The following is a 20,764-nucleotide window of genomic DNA, read 5'->3' as shown; positions in this document are numbered from 1 at the left end:
TTTCATCTGCTTACTTGTTGACTTTGTTGTAGGATTTCCACGCCTTGTCGAGCGCATCAATCACCTGCTGCTGATCCAGTTGTCCGGAGTAGTAACCTTGCAGCGCTTTGCCTGATTCATCCTTAACCGCTTGAGGAATGGATGGATCCTGATACGCTTTGCCTTCATTAACATATTTCAGGGCATCGTCTACCCAAGGGAAACTTTTGAAGTCATGAATTTTGGCAACCGGATTGAATTTCAGTGCTTCGTAGAATGCACTTGAATCCTTGTCATCGAGAACATAGTTTACGAAGTCGAGTGCCACTTCCTTGTTTTTGCTGGAGGAAGATACGGCCAGTGAAGTCGATGTGCTCAGGTTGATTTTGGTATCATCCGGGTTGTCATTGATCGGCAGTGGAGCTACGCCGAAGTTGATATCCGGATTGGACTTCAGGATGGTTTCTGCGAACCAAGGTCCTTGAATCCACATTGCTGCTTTGCCTGTTGCAAAGGCTGCCGATCCATCATCGCCGCCCACTTCGAGCGCTTTCTCCGTTCCATTGGCATTGACGAGATCGAAGATGTCGAACAAGGATTTCATATCCGAGAAGGAACCTTGATCCTGATTCATCTTATCCAAGAAGTCTTTATGCTCTGACTGAGTCAGTGCACCTACTGTAAGTGGCAGGAAGAGTTGTGGAATCCAGGCCTCTTTGTAGGACAGTTCAAACGGTGTGATGTTGGCTGCTTTCAGCTTTTCCACGACCGCTTTCATTTCCGTCAAGGTGGTAGGAACCTCTAGCCCCTGCTCTTTGAAAATATCCTTATTGTACAGGTATCCCCAAGACAACGTTTCCAAAGGAACGGCCACGACTTTACCCGACGCATCCGTTACGGAAGGCTTAACGGAATCCAGTAATTTATCGACAAAAGGTTGACCCGACAGATCTTCCAGATAACCCGCTTTGCTGAACGGTGGGATTTCATTGACCGCATGAAGTGCGAACACGTCCGGTGCATCATTGGAGGCAAGTCGTGTTTTCAGAATCTGCGGCGCATTATCTGCTGGCGGCATCTCCAGTTGTACATTGACCTCAATATTCTTTTCGGCTTTTTCCTTGGCTTTGAACTGTTCTATATATTTATCGTAATGTTCTTTCAGCCGCGGCTGTGCAATGAATACTTTGAGGGACACCGTACTGCCCGATGCAGTCCCCTCCTCCTTACCATCCGTACCCGCATTGGAACCGCAGCCTGCGAGCAGAACACTCACAAGTACCGCACTTGCTACGCTTTTCCATACTTTCATCTCTTATGACCTCCCGGTGTAACTGGTTTGTCTTTCATAGGATCATTATATATCACGAAATGAAAGCGCTTCATTGGACATTATTAGACTCGTTTATTGGATTATTTTAAACCTTAATCCAATAGTAAACTCTCTGTGAATGAATTATTTAGGGCTGTTACCTGATATTCGAGGTTGTCCCTTTCGCATCTCTCCAGGTGAAACCCCGAAGTGTTTCTTGAACACCCGGTAAAAGTACGATACATCCTCATAACCCGTCATCTCGGCAATATGTTTGAATGGAATCTGATCATCGAGCACCCATTCCTTGGCTCTTGCCATGCGTAACTGGACAATATAGTCGGTCACATTCACGTTATATTCTTTTTTGAACACCTTGCTGAGATATTCTTTGCTGACAAAAAAGATCTGAGCAAGCTGCTCCAGCGTAATCATCTCCATGCAGTGCTGCTCGATGTATTGCTTCACCTCATCCAGGTTCAGCTTGTTCTTGAATTTGCGCTGCGCAATCAGCTGCTCCAACGAAGTATAATAAGGCGCTGATATCCAGTCCACTGCTGATGTGATGGACGCCAGAGCAGTTGGCGGCGGGAGTACAGCTGCTACAGGTTGCTCGCATAAGCCGTTGGAAACACAAAGCTCGCCCAGCAGCGTCTGCAATTCATATGCGATCCGCCCCAGCTGTTGCGGTCTTCGGATATCACTGGTATCAAGTCGGTGCTCCAGCTGCCCGAACAGCTCATGCAATCCCTGAACGTTCAAGTCGTTAAAACGTAGGCGTGCCTGCTGCTGGAACAACGAGAACTCGCCAGAAAAAGCGGAAGGATAAGGTTCCCATGACTCCGGCCCGGACTCGGTCTTTTCCAATTCACGTTTACACTTGGCCAGAACGTTATTCAATTCATCGGGATTTACCGGCTTGAGCAGATAATCAGCGGCACGGTGACGAATCGCATGTTTCGCATAATTGAAATCATCATATCCACTAACCACAATCACTTTGATATGCGGATATTGTGCACTTAGCGTCTGAAGCAGCTCCACCCCGTCTTTACCCGGCATACGCATGTCTGTAATGATAATATGGGGCTGATGCTGCTCGACCAACCGGATCGCCTCTCCGCCATCCTCTGCCTCACCTGTTACCACCATGCCAAGCTCATCCCACGTGCCCAAATTGCGCAAAATATCTCTGTTCCATGGCTCATCGTCCACTAATAGCACTCTATAATGATCTTTGTTCACGTGATCTCGCCTCCTGTATGGCAAGGAATTCGAACAGTGACACTCGTTCCCTGTCCTTCCCCACTCTCCATGTTCATACCGTATGCAGGCCCAAAGTGCATCACGATGCGTGATGCGGCATTGACCAGGCCAATGCTGGTGCTCGAGCTCCATACTCTGTCTCCTTGCTGGGACAGCTTGGACAGTCTCGATTGCATCTCGGCCAACCTTTCTTGATCCATGCCCACCCCATTATCGGAAATGCGGATGGTTACCTCATGATCTAGCCGGACAACTTGAATGTTCAATTTCCACTCTCCCTGCTTTTTCTCCAGACCATGGACAAATGCATTCTCCACAATCGGTTGCAGGGACAACTTCGGAATGTAGCAGTCACTGAGCCCGCCTTCAATCTCCAGTTTATATTCAAGTCTGCTTCCAAAACGCTGCTTCTGGATGAGCATATAATGCTCCAGTTGGTCCAATTCGGACTGCAATGGCACGAGACCATCCGGCGCTCTGACAATATAACGGAACATCTCACTCAATGCACGAATAACTTTGTAACTGTCTGCCGGCTTCTGTGAGTACACCATACCTCCGATCATCTGCAACGTATTTTGCAGAAAATGCGGATGAATCTGAGACTGAAGCGCTTTGAGCTCGGCCGTCTGTTTCTCCAGATTCATGAGGTAGTTATCCCGGATATGCTCCCGAATGCGACTTGCCATACCATGCAGATTTTTCTCCAGCAGGCCAATCTCATCCACCCGACCACTGCGGACCACTTCCTTGTCCTTGATCAACTGGATTCCTTTCATGGAATTCGCCAGTCTGACAATCGGTTTAGATGTTCGCCAAGCCACAAATGCTGCCAACAACACCGAAACCACGGTAGCCAGCCCACCTACAACAAGACCATATTTCATCGTTTCCAGTGCACTCTCATTGATAACATGGGAAGGAACAATTTTGATCAAACGCATCCCTGACGGATCAATTGCATGATAGAATACATATTCCTTGGCTGTTCGAATGAAGCCGGAACTGTCCTTCGTAGCTGCAAGCTTTTCCAGTGCCTCTGCTGAAGGCTGTATCTCCTTGTTTGGCTGATAAACCGGGCTTCCTGTACTATCCGCGATGTACACCGCATAATCGCCCCGGCTGTCCAGCAATTCCAGCGTTTGATTGAATTCGGCCCACTTGACTTCCAGACTGATTGCGCCGATCTGCGCCTGATCCTCAAAACGGTTCATGCTGCGGGTCATATGAAACTTTTCCGGATCATTCGAATCATTAATAATCGTAAAGTCCTTATGCTGCTCAAAAAGTTCATGGTATGCCGCAGGAATGTCCGGGACCGATCGAATTCGGCTTTCCATTGAGTTGAAGGTGAACAGCGTGTCCAGTTCCTTCAGGTATAATTCCACGCCAAATACATAGTTACCAGCTGAATAATATACACTGTTCAGCATGTTGAACATAGCCTTCTGCTCATCGAATCGACTGGCAGCTGGAGCATCCTGATTCAATGCCAAATACTGATGCAACTCATCACTGATCTGAATGGAATAGATGAGATTGTTCATCCGCGCGAATTGTTCACCCAAATAGATGGAGGCCCAATTCATATTCGCACGGTTGGTCTCCATGACCTCTTCTTCCATGGAAGAACGGGTATTTTCTGCTGCTACAACTGTCATGGCAATTACGGGCAGAATGGCCAGAAACGTCATGGTGAGGATTAATTTGTTGCGAATGCTGCGTTTGAACGGATCAGTAAGCTTCCGATATAATTCGGTAAACACGAGGCATCCACTCCTGAGCTATGAGCTAAAATAAGATAAACGCCCCAGCATGAAGCCGAGGGCGCTTTGGTCTTGGTATTCTTTTTATAATCATTGAAAACAGACTTGTCAATTCATTTATGATTTCCCATTATTGCTCAATAATGCAGAACCCCCATGGTTCAAGCACCATATTCTGCCCTCCGGACACCGCTGTTCCTGCCAAAAGTTCCGTTCCGTCCCCGTAAGCATATACGAACGAAGTCGCCTGATCGGAGTAGTTAAAGAAATACCGAATCGTATTCCCTTGCTCATTCACTCCGTTCTTAACGATAATTGGAAAAGCCAATTCCTGATCGGTTCCCCACAGTCCGGCTTCCTTCATGACACGCTCCAACACGTTGCGGATCACCGCGGAGCTGGTATAACATCCAACGTACGTTGCTTTGCCCTTGCCATAGGCATTCTGGGTAATTGCCGCATATTCTCCCCAATGAGGATGATCATACCAGGCCAGCACTTCTGCAGTTGTTGGTGTAATCAGTTCCATCCAGGTGTGAATCTGATTCTGTTCCTCTCCAACCTCGAACGGATCATCTCGAAGCGACACATTTTTCGGCTCAACGAACAGGTTGTAACTGATGCCACAAGCCTCACTGATCAGTCCAGGCTGGCGGGTAGAGCGGACCTTAATATGCTCATTGGCGAATCCGCTCTTGAAGGAGTAAACGACATGCCCACCATCCTGTACAAATTGGTTCAGCCTCTCAAGCAAGGCATCAGAAGCTGCGTACAAAGCAGGCACAACAATCACATCATAGCCTTCATAACTCTCCACGGACGGATCAATCAGATCACAGCCAATATTCATTTTGTATAATTCGTCATACATCCAGCGGATAACGTCGTTGTATTTTTTGTCACTCGTAAAATTAAATCCGAACCACTTGATCGACGTCAAAGCCTCATTGCTGAACAGCACGGCTACCCGATTCGTTTTCTTCAAATTCACCAGTTGCGGGCTAAGTCTGGCAAAATCCCTACCGATTGTTTTGGCCTCATTGTAGACCGGATTCGGTTCAAAATCATGGCTCAGCAACCCTTTCCAATACGTCTCGAACGAATTATGCAAGGAATGCCAGTGCCAGTAAGCAACCATGTTTGCTCCCGAGGCCAGGTGGCTAAACGCCTGAAGGCGAAGCTGTCCCGGATAGGGAACCCAATGCCAGAAAGCCTGCGCTTCCGTCTCCAGTACAAGATAGTTCGATTGTTTGGTGGAACGTGCCACGTCACCGCCGAATGAAATCTCAATGCCGGTCAGATCATCCTGCGACGGATGGTAGATGTCCACACTAGTGATATCAAAAGGTTTGGATGCGGCAAAATGGTCCACATCCCCCTGAATGCCGTACGAGTATCCACGCCAGTCGAAGTCAAAGTTCTGGGTGACAAACTGACCTTCCTGTTTGTACTCATTTACAATTCCGACCTGCCACGCCAGAAAGTTGGTTACCAGTTGGCGCTGGAATTTAGCAAATTCAGCTCCCAGACTGCCATTGATTGTACCAACAACAGACGGGAAATCCTCCCAGCTATTGATACGGTTACTCCAATAGTCGAGACCAAATTCCTTGTTCAGATCATCCAATGAGCTGAACTTGTTACGCATATATTTGACGAATTGCAATTGTACATTATCTCCGGCAGTGTTGTAATGCTTCGTTTCGTTATCCGTCTGATAGCCAATCACGGCAGGGTGTTTGCTGACACGGGAAATCAGCTTGCGAATGATGCGTTCCGCGTAGAACAGATACGTTGGATGTGTGATATCCATGATCTGCCGTGCTCCATATTTTCCCGGTCCCTGTGCCGTTGTTGCCAGAACATCCGGGTGCTCCTTGACCATCCACGTCGGAACAGCATACGTAGGTGTACCCACAATAACCTGAATGCCCGCTGCATGCATGGCATCCAGTACACGATCTACTGAGGAGAAGTCGAATACGCCATTCTGTGGTTCATGCGTACTCCAGGTTGATTCCGCAATCCGCACCACGTTGATGCCTGCATCTTTCATCATCTGAATATCCTTGTCCAATCGCTCATAAGGCATATATTCGTCATAGTAGGCTACCCCGTACAATAACTTGTCCATGTTAAAATCCCCTTTTCATCCGGAAGTATGAAGCTCTTGGCATTTATACAAAATGAAATGATGCAATTGAAAAATGATAACGTTTACATTATTATCTATTGAAGTACATCAGAGACTTAGCAATCTGTCGAACGCTCTCCTGTTCTGCGATTTTCAATGTTGGCGTTAAACTGATTATAATGAAGTATACTATGCGTGCCGATTGTACAAGGCGAGTTGTTTTTACCCTTTTCCGAGGTGAATGTCATGGATATCCGATCGCAGCTTCGAGAAATGCCACATCATACATTGGCTCACTGGTTGCCTATTATCGACTGTAACATTAAATTCTATGGAGCGCACAGCCAACAAGTTCCATACGGTTGGGCGATGCCGGAAGAATGCCATCCGGGCTTTGAAATTATGCTGATTATAAAGGGGACTCAGGAGAGTGTAATTCACGGGTATACCTATACGGTTGAGGAAGGTTCGATTCTGCTGATTCCACCAGGATTCAAACATACAAACCAATGTGTATCATCAGAGGGCATGACATATTTCAGTGCTCATTTCAATGTAGATGATCCCGTATTTACCCTGAAGCTGATGTCACATCACAGCCGAATCTATGAGGCAGGCACCACAGATAACATGCAAATGCGCCCTGTCCTGGAGAACTGGATGAACATGATCAGAACATCAGAGGCATACACTTCCACAGACAAATTTATCATGCAGGCACGCATGTTTGAATTGTTTGCCCTGCTGTCCCAGGCAGCTGACCGTGAACCGCTGCCTACCCGATCTGATGCTTCGCCTAATGCTCCAGCTCCCGCAGCCATGCATTATGCAGGGGCCATCGCAGAAGCCATCAAACAGGCGTTCCATACGCAGCTCCGAATCAAAGAGGGCAATGTATCCACCGTCAAAGTGGAGCAGATCATATCCTCATTTGGTATCAGTCCGGGATATGGGCTGCAGATCTTCCGCAGGGTGTACGGACAATCTCCACGGGCCTATTTATCCAGCCTGAAGCTGCAGGAAGCCAAAGTGCTGATCGAACAGCCGCAGCTCTCTTTGGGGGAAATCGCATGGAAGCTGGGCTATACCCATCTGTCGCACTTCAGTCGGCAATTCAAGCGATGGACTGGCCAGAGTCCACTTCAATATCGTAACGCCGTTCAGAATCTATCCAACGAATCGGGTCCAGTGGACCAGAGTTGGGAGATCAAACCGGACTGAGAAAGGTATGAGATAATGAATGAACTGATGGGCTGGCCGGATTATCGGTTACGAATATGCTCGTACTCTTCCGGGGTATTCATATTACTAAGCTGAATGGCCACATCGTGGACACCAGCGCTTTCCAACTCATCGACGTCGACATATCGGCAGCCGATCTCTTCAAGCCATTGGGTTACTTTCAATTTATTATCTATTAAGCGCTGTTCAAGTTGGGGAAGAACACGTCTATGATATGCACCTGCAAGCGGATGAACATGCCCTGCCAGTCGCGGAACGATCGCGTGATGCTCTTGACCTGATTCGACGAGCCACTTCATACCTTTGAAAAAGGATGGCTCTAGCAGTGGCATATCACAGGCGCAGATGAGGTTCCAGTCTGTTCCCGAGGCTCCCAGCGCGGCATGCAGCCCTGCGAGCGGCCCTTTTCCGGGGTAATCATCCTGAACGCAGTCGTAGGGCAATGCGTTGTATGCAGCTGTGTTGGTTCCTGCGGAAACGATAATACCATTCACAGCTGGTGCCATCGCTTGGATGACCTGCTCCAGCACGCTGTAACCATTCCATTCCAACAATGCCTTATTAGAACCCATACGGCGGGATAAACCTCCAGCCAATATAATACCTGTCCATTCCATCGTGCTCACGGTAATCCTCCTCGTTCAATAAACTTATTCTATACATTGAATACCCTTTCAACAAATGATACATTGAAGAATATTATTCTGAAAGGAATGGCTCTATTGGATAGATATGCACCCGGAAGAGGCAATCCCTCTTTGGTTTCGCTGAAACTATATAACTTTTTCATTTATGGAGCCATTTCAATCTTCGCCGGTTTTCTTCAGTTGTATTTGCAGGAAATCGGGATGACCAAATTGGAGATTGGCAGTCTGATGGCGATTGGTCCGTTTGTATCCTTGTTTGCTAATCCGTTCTGGGGCTTCTGGAGCGATAAATCACGCAATATTCGCATTATTCTGATGATGATGATGGGTGGCACCTTTGTGCTTGCTCAGGCCGTATTCTATGCGCCTACGTATGCCTGGATCTATGCAGCCATGATCTTTTTTTATTTTTTTCAAAGTCCGTTGTTTGCCCAAACCAACAGCCTGATTCTCGGTTATATCGATGGCACGAATCAGAAATTCGGTACGTTTCGGCTCTGGGGGTCGCTGGGTTGGGCTCTGACTGCTGCGGCTGCCGGACCGCTGATTGACCGCTTGGGAGCAGGCAGTGTATCGATTGTATTTGCCTTCATGATTGTCATTGCCTTTGTCTTTGCCTTGTTTCTACCTAGACAGCCGATCGCTTCAGATACACCTGTTGTGAGCTTTCGACGTTTCGGCAAGGTGATGTTCAATCCGTACTTTATGATCTTTATCGGGCTTGGGGTACTCGTTTCCGTACCCAACGCCATGAACAGTACATTTATGTCATTATACATCGTGGAAATGGGGGGCGATAAACAGATGGTTGGCTGGGCCATCTTCACATCATCCATCCTTGAAGTGGGTGTATTCTTGCTCCTGGACCGTTTTCTCAAACGCAAAATGGGCATGCTTCTCTCGTCGCTCATCCTGATCAGTCTGCTGTTCGCCATCCGCTGGCAGCTCATGGCCCTGGCGAACAATCCGTTAGAGATTGTGTTCATTCAGCTCATGCACTCCATTACGTTCGGCGGGTATTTCTATGTAGGGACTCAACTGACGATGCTGTTCATTCCAAGGCCGTACCGTTCCTCTGGTCAGGCCGTGTATACGATGGCCTGGGGCGGCCTCTCTGGTGTCATTGCCGGTCTGTTCGGCGGCTGGCTGTTCCAGAGCTTTGGTGCTGAAGTGATGTATAACATCGGGGTATTCTTCTCCCTGATCGGTGCTGTTGGCTTTGCAATCATGTGGTTCTCGAACCGCCGCAACGGCTATCAGCCAACTGTGCTGACGGAAATGGGTGAAAGATAATCTTTTGTTGGCAAAGGTTGAACCTTTCAAGATTTACACTGGAGCACTACGAGGACAGAACAATCTTTCGATCGCTGTTATCCCCCGATTTTTTTGGATTCCCTTTTTCAAAGGGTAAAATCCAGGGATAAAGGCGAACGCTACGCTTCTCCAGCTTTATTCTGTCCTCTCTGTTATGGTGTAAATAAAGTTCAAACAATCAAACAAAAGATTAAGAATAGTAGTAGTAAAAAGAAAGGCGTCTCCGTTGGCTTATTGCCCTGGAGACGCCTTTTACGTTTATAGATTGAAGTTTATTGATTTAGGTTTACAGCTTTGGCGTATAACCCTAACTTGTTTTCTCACCCTAAACCTCTAACTTTATCTATTGTTCTACCTCTATGCTTTACCTTAAGCTTTTGGCAATTGGAACGAGCTTTTCAGGGATACAACCCGGTTAAATACCGGACGGCCTGGCTCGGAATGTTTCGGATCAACGCTGAAGTAACCGTGACGGAAGAACTGGAATTTATCCTGTGCTTTCGCTTCCTTCATCTCTTGCTCCACAAACCCTTGAACGACTTCAAGAGAGTTTGGATTCAATTGATCCAGGAACGTTTTCTCCGGTTGCTCTTCCACAACCTCCACCTCAGCGCCTGCCACGGCAGCTTCTGGCTCGATATCGGCTTCCGGTGCTTCTGCGGCGATCAGAGGTTCATACAGACGGAATTCAGCAGGCACCGCTTGAGTCGCTTCTACCCAGTGGATTGTACCTTTAACTTTACGGCCTGTGAATCCACTGCCGCTCTTCGTTTCCACATCATAGGTACAATGGATTTCAGTCACATTGCCTTCTGCGTCCTTAATGACATCGTTACATTTAATGAAATACGCATGTTTCAGACGAACTTCGTTGCCAGGGAACAAACGGAAATATTTGTTCGGCGGATTCTCCATGAAATCGTCTTGTTCAATATAAATCTCACGAGAGAACGGAATTTGGCGATTACCCATCTCAGGGTTCTCCACATTGTTCTCTGCTTCGAGCCATTCCACTTGCCCTTCAGGGTAGTTGGTAATGACCACTTTGAGCGGGTGCAGGACAGCCATTGTGCGCGGAGCTTTCAGTTTCAAGTCTTCACGTACAAAGTGCTCCAACGTTTGCAGGTCGATAACGCCTTGGCTTTTGGAAATGCCTGTTTCGAATACGAAATCACGAATGGCTTCCGGTGTATATCCCCGACGGCGCAGACCCGAAATCGTTGGCATGCGCGGATCATCCCATCCATCCACATGTCCTTCATCCACGAGCAGTTTCAGCTTCCGTTTACTTGTCACCATTTGCGACAGGTTCAGGCGGCCAAACTCATATTGATGAGGTTGGTTCTCCATCTCACATTCGGCAATAACCCAATCATAGAATGGACGTTGGTCCTCAAACTCCAGGGAGCAGAGGGAGTGGGTTACTCCTTCAATTGCATCTTCAAGTGGATGTGCGAATGCGTACATCGGATAGATGCACCATTTGTCACCCGTATTATGATGATGTGCATGAGCAATACGGTAAATGACCGGATCACGCAGATTGATGTTCGGTGAAGCCATATCAATCTTGGCACGCAGCACTTTCTCACCGTTCTGGAACTCGCCTGCACGCATCCGTGTGAACAGGTCCAGATTCTCTTCTACAGTGCGGTCACGATACGGGCTGTTCTTGCCCGGCTCGGTGAGCGTTCCGCGCATTGCACGGATTTCGTCAGCGCTTTGGTCGTCGATATAAGCTTTGCCTTTTTGAATCAGCAAGACCGCGCGGCTGTACATTTCATCAAAATAATCGGAAGCAAAACGTTTCTCGCTCCACTCATAGCCGAGCCATTTCACGTCTTCCTGAATCGATTGAACATACTCTACATCTTCCTTGACCGGATTCGTGTCATCGAAGCGCAGATTTGTTTTGCCGCCAAATTCGCCACCCAGTGCAAAGTTAATCCAGATCGCTTTGGCATGGCCGATATGCAGATAACCGTTCGGTTCCGGAGGAAAACGGGTAATGACTTCCTGGACTTTCCCTGACCGGAGATCTTCGGTAATAATATTTTTGATAAAGTTAGGTGGGGTTGTACGATTGTCCACAGGTATCAAACCTTTCATGAATTGATTGGAGCTTTCAGGAATTTGCAGCAATTCCGGCTAAAATCCCTTTATAACGAAGTCATTTCCTGAAAAAATCTATTTTCTTGGAAAGTTTCGTACGCGTTTCATTTAAATATACCTTTAACGAGGGAGGAGTTCAATAAATAACGCCCCAAAATCAGGATCAGTTACACACAAGATAGGCCCAAAACCATTTTGACGGGTTCGCACGAATCATGTAGCATGATAGAAAAACAGAATTTAAGGGAGGGTTTCCCATTGAACGCGCTAAAACTGTCCAAAGAACAACAGGATGAAGCCATACGTACCATCCAGTCGTATTTCGAAGAGGAACGCGGCGAAGAACTGGGCGATCTGGCAGCTTGGGGTGTGCTGGATCTTTTCATGACCCAGTTGGCTCCCTTCATATATAATCAGGCACTGGGTGACGCCCGTACTACGGTGAATCAACGCATGGCCTCGATGGAAGAAGACCTGTTTGCATTGGAGCGCAAGCTACCGAAGAATTCCCGATAATACATTATTTCAAAGAAAGAAGGTTGCACTCATGTTTACCTATTCATTGGATGAATATACCGAACTCCGCCCACTTGCCATGGAGCACACCAAACCGTTGTTCGAACTCACGGACCGCTCGCGGGATCAGTTGAGGCATTGGTTACCGTGGGTGGACAACGTGACCGAGATTGAGCATACTTCGAATTTTATCAGCAATGCATTGAAACAGGGCGCTGACAACGGCGGGTTCACCGCAGGTGTCTGGCTGAAAGGCGATCTTGCAGGCATCATCGGCTTCCACGAAATCAACTGGACCAACCGCTCGGTAAGCATCGGATACTGGCTTGGCAAAGGTTTTGAAGGTCAAGGCTTGATGACCAGCGCATGCCGTGTTCTGGTCGACTACGCTCTCGTCACCCTGGATCTGAACCGTGTCGAGATTCGTTCAGCAACCAACAACAAGCGGAGCCGGGCCATCCCTGAACGGCTTGGATTCGTCCTTGAAGGCGTTATTCGTCAGGCTGAGAAACTGCCTAAGGGCTATGTGAACCATGCGGTGTATGGCATGCTGCAGCATGAATGGGAACTTTTACGCTAAATTAGACTTACATAATTTGAATGGTTGGAGGACTAGCTTCCATTACGAATGACGGCCCTCCACAATGCATACATCAACCCTTAAAGCCCCTCCTACTCCACAACATGTGGAGAATAAGGAGGGGCTTATCTTATTTTGCGCATTTGTGCACCCATATAAATTCGAATCTCTAGATCCGACTTCTTCTTAGAGCGCACGTACCATGCCACCATCCACCACAAGGGATGTACCTGTAATGTACGTATTCGCTCCTGATAAGAGGAAGATAACCGCTTTGGCAAACTCCTCAGGTTGACCATAACGTCCCAGTGGAATTTCCTTACGGAATTGTTCGGCAACCTCTTCCTCACTTATTCCGTTCTGCTCTGCACGCGCAGCATCCAGTTCATGTATCCGATCCGTACCGATTCTACCCGGTGCAACCGTATTGATCAGAATGCCATATGGCGCAAGTTCCTGTGACAAGGTCTTGGCTAATCCGAACACACCCGTACGGAACGTATTGGACAGAATCAGACCGGGAATCGGCTGCTTCACAGAGGTGGAGGCAATGTTCACGATATGTCCGCCATTCTCCTTCATGTAAGGAAGCGCACCGCGAATCAATCTGACGTAGCTAAGTACATTTAATTCAAATGCACGTTCCCAATCGTCATCCGTCAATGACTCGAATGTTCCTGAAGGCGGGCCACCTGAATTGTTCACCAAAATATCAATCTGCCCAAACTGTTCGCCTGTCTTGCGAATCAGGGCATCAATATCTTCCTTGCTTGTCACATCGGTTGCACAATATTCGATACGTCCGCCACCACCGAGCTCCAGCAGCTCCTGCTTCACCGCTGCAAGCTTCTCTTCGTTCCGGCTGGCGAGCATGACATCAGCGCCTTCTGCCGCCAATTGAGTGGCTACCGCTTTGCCCAGTCCTCGACTGGATGCAAGCACCAGCGCCTTTTTACCCCGAAGTCCCATGTCCATTGTTGTTCCTCCTTCTACTCTGTTCTATCCTTTGGCCTGGATGAAATAACTCATAAGAATATCGTCCACATATTTGCCTGCAATATAAAATTCCGACACCAGTCTGCCTTCCGTCACAAATCCGCACTGTGTATAAAAAGCAATCGCCCCTGGATTGCTAGATAACACCCGCAACCTAAGTTTGATGATGCCTTGATCAAAGGCATGCTGCTTCATGGCATCCATCAGAGCTGTAGCAATACCACAGCGCCGATCATGGGGATGAACAGCGATATTAATCTCGTATACATGGCGGTTAACAGGCATTCCTGTCGGCAGATAAAAGCCTACATAACCACATACCCGCTCTCCCTGAACGGCAATCAGCTGACTGCCTGGCGGACAATGCTGCAAATATTGTTGTCTGGATCGCCACTGAAACGGGGCCGGAGAGGTATGCTTATCCCATACCAATGCATCCAGTTCCATCAATTGGGCGGCATCCTTGATCTCGGATGGTCGAATGGTATACGTATGGCTGATAAGCATAAAAATTCAACCTTTCGTGCAATAGTCGATAACACTGCGCACAGCAGCGTTAGAAAAAATGTCTTATACCTTATTCATTTCAACATTTTGCAATTGAATACGATGCAAAATGCTCCTTTGCTTTATATTGTAGCATAGCCTCAGACTTGACTAAAATTTCACCCAGTGGAAAGAAATGAACACTTAACCTTGCCGTAACGTCATCGTTTATACTGAATTGATAAGGAGGTGCACGTGATGAACATCAAAGAAGCCGCGGACAGACTCGGCATATCGGCAAGAGCCATTCGCTTTTACGAGGAAAAAGGACTGATCTCCCCTGTCAAACAGACAAGTAACGGATATCGTACATACACCGAGAATGACATCTGGCGGCTGCAAACCATTGCAGCTCTGCGCGAAATTGGGATGTCGCTTCAGGATATCACCCAAGCGCTCGGAGAGATTGACCAGGGTAATCAGCAGCGGCTGGAAGAATATCTGGAGCTGCAGCAGGCGGTCATGTATGCCCAGTGGGTCGAGCTAAAGCGCATGCTGGATACAACCCAGCGCATGATTGATCTCAACCGCCAGGACGGCCCACTGGATGTCAGCCATCTGCATGATCTTGCAGACAGTTCGCGCCGCCTCAGGGAAGCTCGGCAGAACTGGCATGACCGCTGGAATTACGATATGCAAGCAGCCATCCACGATCAGCGCGTACAGGCGGCGAATGACCGTCTGCCGAGACAAACTGACTCAAACATCAGCATTGATTCGGGACCTGAAGCCATACAAGCAACGGTTGAGTCGGATCGAGAAGACGGACCAGTTCATAACGGCGATGAAGTTCGCAGCCAGAAGAATAGCCGGACAGCACACAGGCCAAACAGCGATACAACGTATCCAGAAGATGCCGGGTCAAGATCGGAAGATTCGAGAGTAGGCGCTGGACTGTTCAATATATATGACAACTATGATGAGGCGCTGGAGCAGACAGCAAGCTGGATATCTCCTGTTGCTGGCGAAAAAGGACTTGATATCGGTACAGGCACGGGAAATTTGGCTGGCAGACTGTTAGAGCGCGGCGCAGCGATGACTGCCATCGATCAATCCCGGGAGATGCTGCGTACATGCCGCACCAAATATCCCGAGATGCATGTGAAGCTTGGCAACTTTCTGGCGTTGCCTTTCGCCGACCAGTCCTTCGATTTTGTCGTATCCAGCTTCGCCTTCCATCATCTGAGCCCAGACCAGCAGCAGTTGGCGTTACAGGAAATGCAGCGGGTGTTAACTGCACGTGGACGGATCTGCCTGACAGACCTCATGTTTGTTGATGCAGCTCACCGCAAGACGTATATCCAACAGGCTGAGGCAGCAGGTCATGAGGACCAGTTACAAACAATAAAGGAACGTCATTTCCCGCTGCTGGACGGCCTGTGCGGCTCGCTGGAGGACGCAGGCTATGTGACGAAACATATACGCCATAATGCGCTTCTGCACACGTTGCTGGCCGTTCCATTGCGTTAGAATGATCATCGTATCGTAACGAGTTCCCCCTGATCTGCCAATAAACCTTCTCAAATAAAAAAAGGTCACCCTGCCTGTTAAGGAGGATGACCTTCCACTCTAGTGAAACATCGAGCTTGTATTGAATTTACATATAAATTTCAACAATCGTGCGCTCCGAAGCATTACGCGCTTGTTTGAACTCATCCAGCGCGATACGAGCTCCACCTTGACGGTAACGGTTCGCCGTTTGCTCGGTGCGGATGTCCTTGCCATTTACCGTTACACGGTTAACCGAACCTTCGTTCAGATGGTAGATAAATGTTACTGGCTCTCCTGCATATTCGAATTCGAATTGCATGCCATTCAGCTCAGCCGGCAGTACCGGGTCAATAACCAAATCTCCGCCTTCCTGACGAATGCCAAGTGCGTTGGAGATCAGTTGGTTCATGTAGATTCCAGGGCCGCTGGAGTAGATTCTCCATCCACCTTTCACCTGTACTGTTCCTTTGCGTAGTTGGTCAAAGTGCTCCTGCGCCTCGTAGCGCGTGTTGAACTTGCCGTCGGAACTGCTGAAATACGCGTTCGCCTGACGAATCTCGGCATTAGGTACAACTTCGCCGATGCCAACCGGGTTGATCATGGCAAGACCATTCCACACCTGATCCGTCTTACCGAGCTTCGCCATCGCTTCAACGTAACGGATATGAGCGTGTACATACTGCAAACCGATCTCGCGACCGAAGTTGGACGCTTGCTCTGCCCGTTTGAAGTGAGTGCTCACACCACCTGCATATTGAGCTGGACGATTCATCAGACGTACCCCGTCCGGGCACAGGAACTGTTCACGAATCAGCGCATAATGCGATTCTGCCTGTTCTGCATTCAGCAATTCACCGATCATGCTGCGCGTCATCGGCAGAAGGCGATATTGAATGCCTGTCTCCGTATCTGTTGGGTGAAGCATCAGCTTCGCCTGATCCGCTTCTTCCATGTATACGAAACCTGGGATCACATCTGTACCCAACATGTAACGATTAAAGTCTTCACGGATGCCTTGAGCCAGAACATCCAGTTCTTGTGCAAATCCAGCATCTTTATGCTGCAGCGCCTGTGCGAGCACATTTACGGACTGATAAGTCAAAGCAACGGTCCAGCTGCTCACCATATATTGTTTGAGCTGTGCATTGGCTGGCTGGAGCGTATCATCCCAGTCCCCATCACCGTAAGAAGACAGGAATGTGTCGTGCAGGAAGTGTGAGCGGATATATTCGATCTCTTTTTTCGCGTGATCCAATACAGTCGCTGTTTCTTCCGTGAACCCGAAGCTATGCTTAACGGTATACGGTACTTTCTCATCCAGAATCGCATAGTCACGAGTCGCTGTCAGGTAGTCCGCCAGCACTTTCAGCGGCCATACGATGATATCACCGTGGCTCTCTTCCTGCTGAATTGCAAAGTATTTATCAAACATGAACCATTGCGGCCAGTTGCCATCATCTTCATATTGGTGGGTATATACCATTTTGATGATATCGCGAACCTGCTCATATTTTTGCGTTGCCATGAAGTATTCAACCGGACCTTGGCATACATCCCGAGTACCCCATGCTGCGCCGCCGTACTGCTCCAATCCGTGAGGTACGGAGTAGTGAACCAGCATGTTGTGTGTGTACCACCAAGCCAGTGCGTTCACTTTGAACAGATCCTCTGCACTTTGGCCTTCCCCACGAGACAAACGGAAACCGTTCATTACGCCTGCGAAGAATTCGCGGTACGCCTGAACTTCCTCTTCAAAAGTAAGGCTGGATCCTGCTGCTACAGAACCGTCTGCTTCGTTAGCTTGACCTTCCAATACGCCTTGTACCTTCAGCGTCCATTCTGCAGTCTCTTCCAGACTAAGTGTAACCAGCGATGCAGATCCACTGCGGATGCCACTCGCCAGCAACGTTTCGTCCCCAACATTTACGGCTGCTCCATCCACCGACATGCGGTATTGCAGGTCAGGATACGTTCCAGCACTAATCGCTTGCGGATCAGCCTTGAAGATCAGCGTGTTGCCATCTTGCGTCATATGCAGCGGATACTCGTATTCATTTACATTCATCGTAATTTGGTTGGTTACCAGGTAACGATATGCTTTGCCACTTGTCGAGCGTACGTTCATGCTCACTTCAGTGGTGTGTGCTCCAGTGTAGTTGGTCACGATAATGGTATCCGATTCGGTTTTGTAGATCCAACGTACATAGTTGAAGCCAATCTCGAACAGCGAAGGCATCGTCAGCAGACGATATTGTCCATCCATTTCCACATAAATGCGTTGTCCAGCCGTCTTCGGCACGTTCAATGCGTTGCGGGCATTACTGATCATTTTATTAAAATTGGTGTTACCAATAACGAGTTGTGAGTTGAAAATACCGTACATATACGATGTCGTCGTAATAACCTGCGCACCAAGCTGTACATTGCCACCACTCATCAGGATATGGCCGTGCGGACGCTCTACGAGCAATTCTTTCGCTTTCAGGACGATGTGTTCATAACTGCCCGTGAAGAAGGATAACAGCGAATCACCGCTACGCTCTTCCTGATGGCGATCAGGGAACAGATCATTAATCTCATCTTGTGTCAAATCAAGCGCAGCAAGTGGTTCACCCAAGAAGGATGACAGTTTCACTTGTTCCAACGTCTCGCCTTGCTCCACAGTCAATGCTTGTACTTCGTTCCATGCTGCAGTCACTTCATCCCCGAATTCCAGTGCGGAGATTCCGGACGGATGATCTGCTTTGGCCAGTCCGTAGAAGACCACTTGGGCTTCCCCATCCAAGCTTACGCGCTCCGATTGCAATGCTGTGTAGGCAAATTCATACTGGTACGTCTCATTTGCCAATGTATTATGGCTCAGGCTTTCAGGCTGGTTTGTTTCCTTGTAGGACAGACCGAAGAATTGGAATCCATCTGTCGAGTAACCAACTGCCTTAGTCAGACAACCTTGTTGCATGTAAGGGAAAGCACCGCCCTGAGGCTGGTTTTGACGCGAACATACCACATATCCCTTCGCTTCATCTTCGAACACCGTATGGTCAATATACTGTGACAGATAGGCTTCATTGCTACGTACTGCACCTGGATCAGCAAGACCTACATCTTGTCCATATACCACGTCAACGTTATGTTGTTGTCCTGTGAGCTTCACATCCCAGAACCAGACGCCTTGCGTTGTGGCTGTAAACACAACCTGATAGCCAATGCCTTGTTCTTTGCCTTCAAGCTGTACTGTACCTTCCCAGATCAGTTGATTGCTTGAATTCGCTTTGCTTGTAATCACTTTGCTGTTCGAATGCACACCCAGCAGTGGGAACGAGCTGATTTTCTCTCCCTCGTGTACACGCAGATACAGGTTATTCAAAGATCCATCAATCTGGTTGCTAAGCAATTGATTCAACATGGTCGTACCAGATTTAGCTTGGTACAGGTCCCCACTGTTCAAAAAGGTAAAGGATAAATCCCCGGCAGTCAGCCGGATTGGTTCATTAATCATCGTTGTCATACTATTCACTCCTTCAATTAGTATAAATCGAAACGTTTCGATAAATCTGAAAAAGAATAGGGGTCCTCTGCGAAATGACCTTTGTCTGGCCAATTCGGACGGTGATCCCCATCATTCAACTCTTAATTCAAAGAGGGCCAATCCCTTTTACAACCACGCGAGTTAGAAAAGAACAACTTCACAAATCTATACAGACCGGATATGGTATGATTTCTGTAAGCAGTATCCAAACCATATCCCATCAGACGAGTTACTTCCTAGGCCGGCTGAATTCCTGACTCAACCTGTACCCGATCGTACAGACTCGCGTTCAACCAGATCAATGGTTAACGTATACGATGTATTCACAGCTTCACCGTTCAGCATCTGGAAGAGCAAATGCCCTGCCAATGAACCTGCTTCATGCTTGGGCTGCCGCACCGTCGTAAGCGGAGGATGAACATATTCGGACAGTTGAATATCATCAAATCCGATGACCGAAATATCATTCGGTACCGAAATACCGCTCTCTTCAAATGCTTTCAATCCACCAATCGCCATTTCGTCATTCCCGTAAAATACGGCTGATGGAAGCTCGCCCTGCATAACCATCATCTTGGTTGCACTATATCCACCCTCACGTACAAAGTTACCGCTTAGACGCCATTTGGACTTCTCTTCAAGGCCCGCCTCTTGCATTGCTCGCAAATATCCTTGATAACGCAGAGCGTTATCATAAGAATTGGATGGCCCGCTGATATAGGCGATGGTCTTATGCCCCTTCTGAATGAGGTGACGTGTAGCGAGGTAACCACCTTGCTCCCCGTCCACCAGCACGTTGACGAGATGGCTACTCGACAGCTGCCGATCCATCACAATGATAGGGAAACGTTCACCTGCAGATTCCACCAGGATATCATCATGGATGTTATGGGCCAGGATGATAGCGCCATCCACTCTTTTTTCCCGCAGGAAACGAACCGCTGTGGAGTCGCGTCCTCCCATAGAGCTGCAAGCAATCAGATCATATCCGTTAGCCAGCGCTACGTCCTGTACGCTGCGAATCAATTCGGAGTAATACGGACCCGACAGATCAGTAAGAATCAACGCAATCGTGTTCGTCCGGCTCCGTTTCAGGTCCATGGCAAAGCCGTTTTTGCGATAATTCAGTTCCCGTGCTGCCGCCAGCACTTTTGCCTTGGTCTTGGCACTTACCTTGCTGTCCCCATTCAGTGCATAGGAAGCGGTCGAGAGCGCCACGCCTGCCAGCTTTGCCACATCCTTAATCGTTGCCATTCCACGTTCGCTCCTTCTAACTTTCTTGTTACCTATCATTTTATACTGTAAATGGTTGCAACAACCATACATTCCTATGC

The 20,764-nt window shown here is 48.2% G+C and carries 15 protein-coding genes; 5 read left to right on the top strand and 10 right to left on the bottom strand.

Annotated features, from left to right (window positions below):
* Positions 1–10: 10 nt before the first annotated feature.
* The 4 genes from ACR1R9_RS29765 to ACR1R9_RS29750 form a co-directional block, all read right to left on the bottom strand.
* Positions 11–1,291 carry an ABC transporter substrate-binding protein gene (locus ACR1R9_RS29765; RefSeq protein ID WP_076287548.1) on the bottom strand — a complete coding sequence of 427 codons (1,281 nt, stop codon included), beginning with the start codon at positions 1,289–1,291 and terminating at the stop codon, positions 11–13.
* 144 nt (positions 1,292–1,435) lie between these two features.
* The gene (locus tag ACR1R9_RS29760; protein WP_076287547.1) at positions 1,436–2,536 is read right to left on the bottom strand and encodes a response regulator; all 1,101 of its coding nucleotides are present in this window, start codon (positions 2,534–2,536) and stop codon (positions 1,436–1,438) included.
* Complete coding sequence (locus ACR1R9_RS29755) at positions 2,533–4,323, bottom strand: sensor histidine kinase (protein ID WP_076287546.1); 1,791 nt, start codon at positions 4,321–4,323, stop codon at positions 2,533–2,535. The genes ACR1R9_RS29760 and ACR1R9_RS29755 overlap by 4 nt, the downstream gene beginning before the upstream one ends.
* Before the next feature lie 130 nt (positions 4,324–4,453).
* A complete protein-coding gene (locus tag ACR1R9_RS29750) occupies positions 4,454–6,457 on the bottom strand; it encodes a beta-galactosidase (RefSeq protein WP_099857447.1) in 2,004 nt (667 codons plus the stop codon).
* 246 nt (positions 6,458–6,703) lie between these two features.
* Here ACR1R9_RS29750 and ACR1R9_RS29745 point away from each other — a divergent pair, with 246 nt between their 5' ends.
* Positions 6,704–7,678, top strand: coding sequence for an AraC family transcriptional regulator (locus tag ACR1R9_RS29745; RefSeq protein ID WP_433922060.1), 975 nt, complete (start codon positions 6,704–6,706; stop codon positions 7,676–7,678).
* 41 nt (positions 7,679–7,719) lie between these two features.
* Here the strand turns inward: ACR1R9_RS29745 and mobA are convergent, their stop codons facing one another.
* Positions 7,720–8,316 carry a molybdenum cofactor guanylyltransferase gene (gene mobA, locus ACR1R9_RS29740; protein ID WP_246318005.1) on the bottom strand — a complete coding sequence of 199 codons (597 nt, stop codon included), beginning with the start codon at positions 8,314–8,316 and terminating at the stop codon, positions 7,720–7,722.
* A gap of 96 nt (positions 8,317–8,412) precedes the next feature.
* Here mobA and ACR1R9_RS29735 point away from each other — a divergent pair, with 96 nt between their 5' ends.
* Positions 8,413–9,639, top strand: coding sequence for an MFS transporter (locus ACR1R9_RS29735; RefSeq protein ID WP_175381434.1), 1,227 nt, complete (start codon positions 8,413–8,415; stop codon positions 9,637–9,639).
* Between the two features lie 390 nt (positions 9,640–10,029).
* Here the strand turns inward: ACR1R9_RS29735 and ACR1R9_RS29730 are convergent, their stop codons facing one another.
* Positions 10,030–11,769 carry a glutamine--tRNA ligase/YqeY domain fusion protein gene (locus tag ACR1R9_RS29730; RefSeq protein ID WP_076287543.1) on the bottom strand — a complete coding sequence of 580 codons (1,740 nt, stop codon included), beginning with the start codon at positions 11,767–11,769 and terminating at the stop codon, positions 10,030–10,032.
* A gap of 261 nt (positions 11,770–12,030) precedes the next feature.
* Between ACR1R9_RS29730 and ACR1R9_RS29725 the strand changes: the two genes are divergently transcribed.
* Positions 12,031–12,288, top strand: coding sequence for a DUF2164 domain-containing protein (locus ACR1R9_RS29725; protein WP_090808970.1), 258 nt, complete (start codon positions 12,031–12,033; stop codon positions 12,286–12,288).
* Between the two features lie 31 nt (positions 12,289–12,319).
* On the top strand, positions 12,320–12,868 hold the full coding sequence (locus ACR1R9_RS29720) for a GNAT family N-acetyltransferase (RefSeq protein ID WP_076287542.1): 549 nt from the start codon (positions 12,320–12,322) through the stop codon (positions 12,866–12,868).
* 186 nt (positions 12,869–13,054) lie between these two features.
* Here the strand turns inward: ACR1R9_RS29720 and ACR1R9_RS29715 are convergent, their stop codons facing one another.
* Positions 13,055–13,843: an SDR family oxidoreductase gene (locus tag ACR1R9_RS29715; protein ID WP_433948846.1), complete on the bottom strand. Its 789-nt coding sequence runs from the start codon at positions 13,841–13,843 to the stop codon at positions 13,055–13,057.
* 24 nt (positions 13,844–13,867) lie between these two features.
* Entirely contained in the window at positions 13,868–14,371 is a 504-nt protein-coding gene (locus ACR1R9_RS29710; RefSeq protein WP_433922062.1) for an N-acetyltransferase family protein, read from the bottom strand.
* A 237-nt stretch (positions 14,372–14,608) separates the two neighbouring features.
* On the opposite strand from ACR1R9_RS29710, the gene ACR1R9_RS29705 reads away from it, so the two are divergent.
* Complete coding sequence (locus ACR1R9_RS29705; protein ID WP_433922063.1) at positions 14,609–15,880, top strand: methyltransferase domain-containing protein; 1,272 nt, start codon at positions 14,609–14,611, stop codon at positions 15,878–15,880.
* 127 nt (positions 15,881–16,007) lie between these two features.
* On the opposite strand, the gene ACR1R9_RS29700 is transcribed toward ACR1R9_RS29705, so the two are convergent.
* Both ACR1R9_RS29700 and ACR1R9_RS29695 read right to left on the bottom strand, forming a co-directional pair.
* Complete coding sequence (locus ACR1R9_RS29700) at positions 16,008–19,409, bottom strand: GH36-type glycosyl hydrolase domain-containing protein (RefSeq protein ID WP_433922064.1); 3,402 nt, start codon at positions 19,407–19,409, stop codon at positions 16,008–16,010.
* 279 nt (positions 19,410–19,688) lie between these two features.
* Positions 19,689–20,684 (bottom strand): LacI family DNA-binding transcriptional regulator, encoded by a 996-nt coding sequence (locus tag ACR1R9_RS29695; protein ID WP_433922065.1) that lies wholly within the window; start codon positions 20,682–20,684, stop codon positions 19,689–19,691.
* Positions 20,685–20,764 lie beyond the last annotated feature (80 nt).

Origin of the sequence: Paenibacillus taichungensis (assembly GCF_050994985.1) — a bacterium.
GTDB classification, from domain to species: Bacteria; Bacillota; Bacilli; order Paenibacillales; family Paenibacillaceae; genus Paenibacillus; species Paenibacillus taichungensis.
The sequence above is the reverse complement of the archived record's forward strand: the minus strand, read 5'-3'. Positions and strand labels throughout refer to the sequence as shown.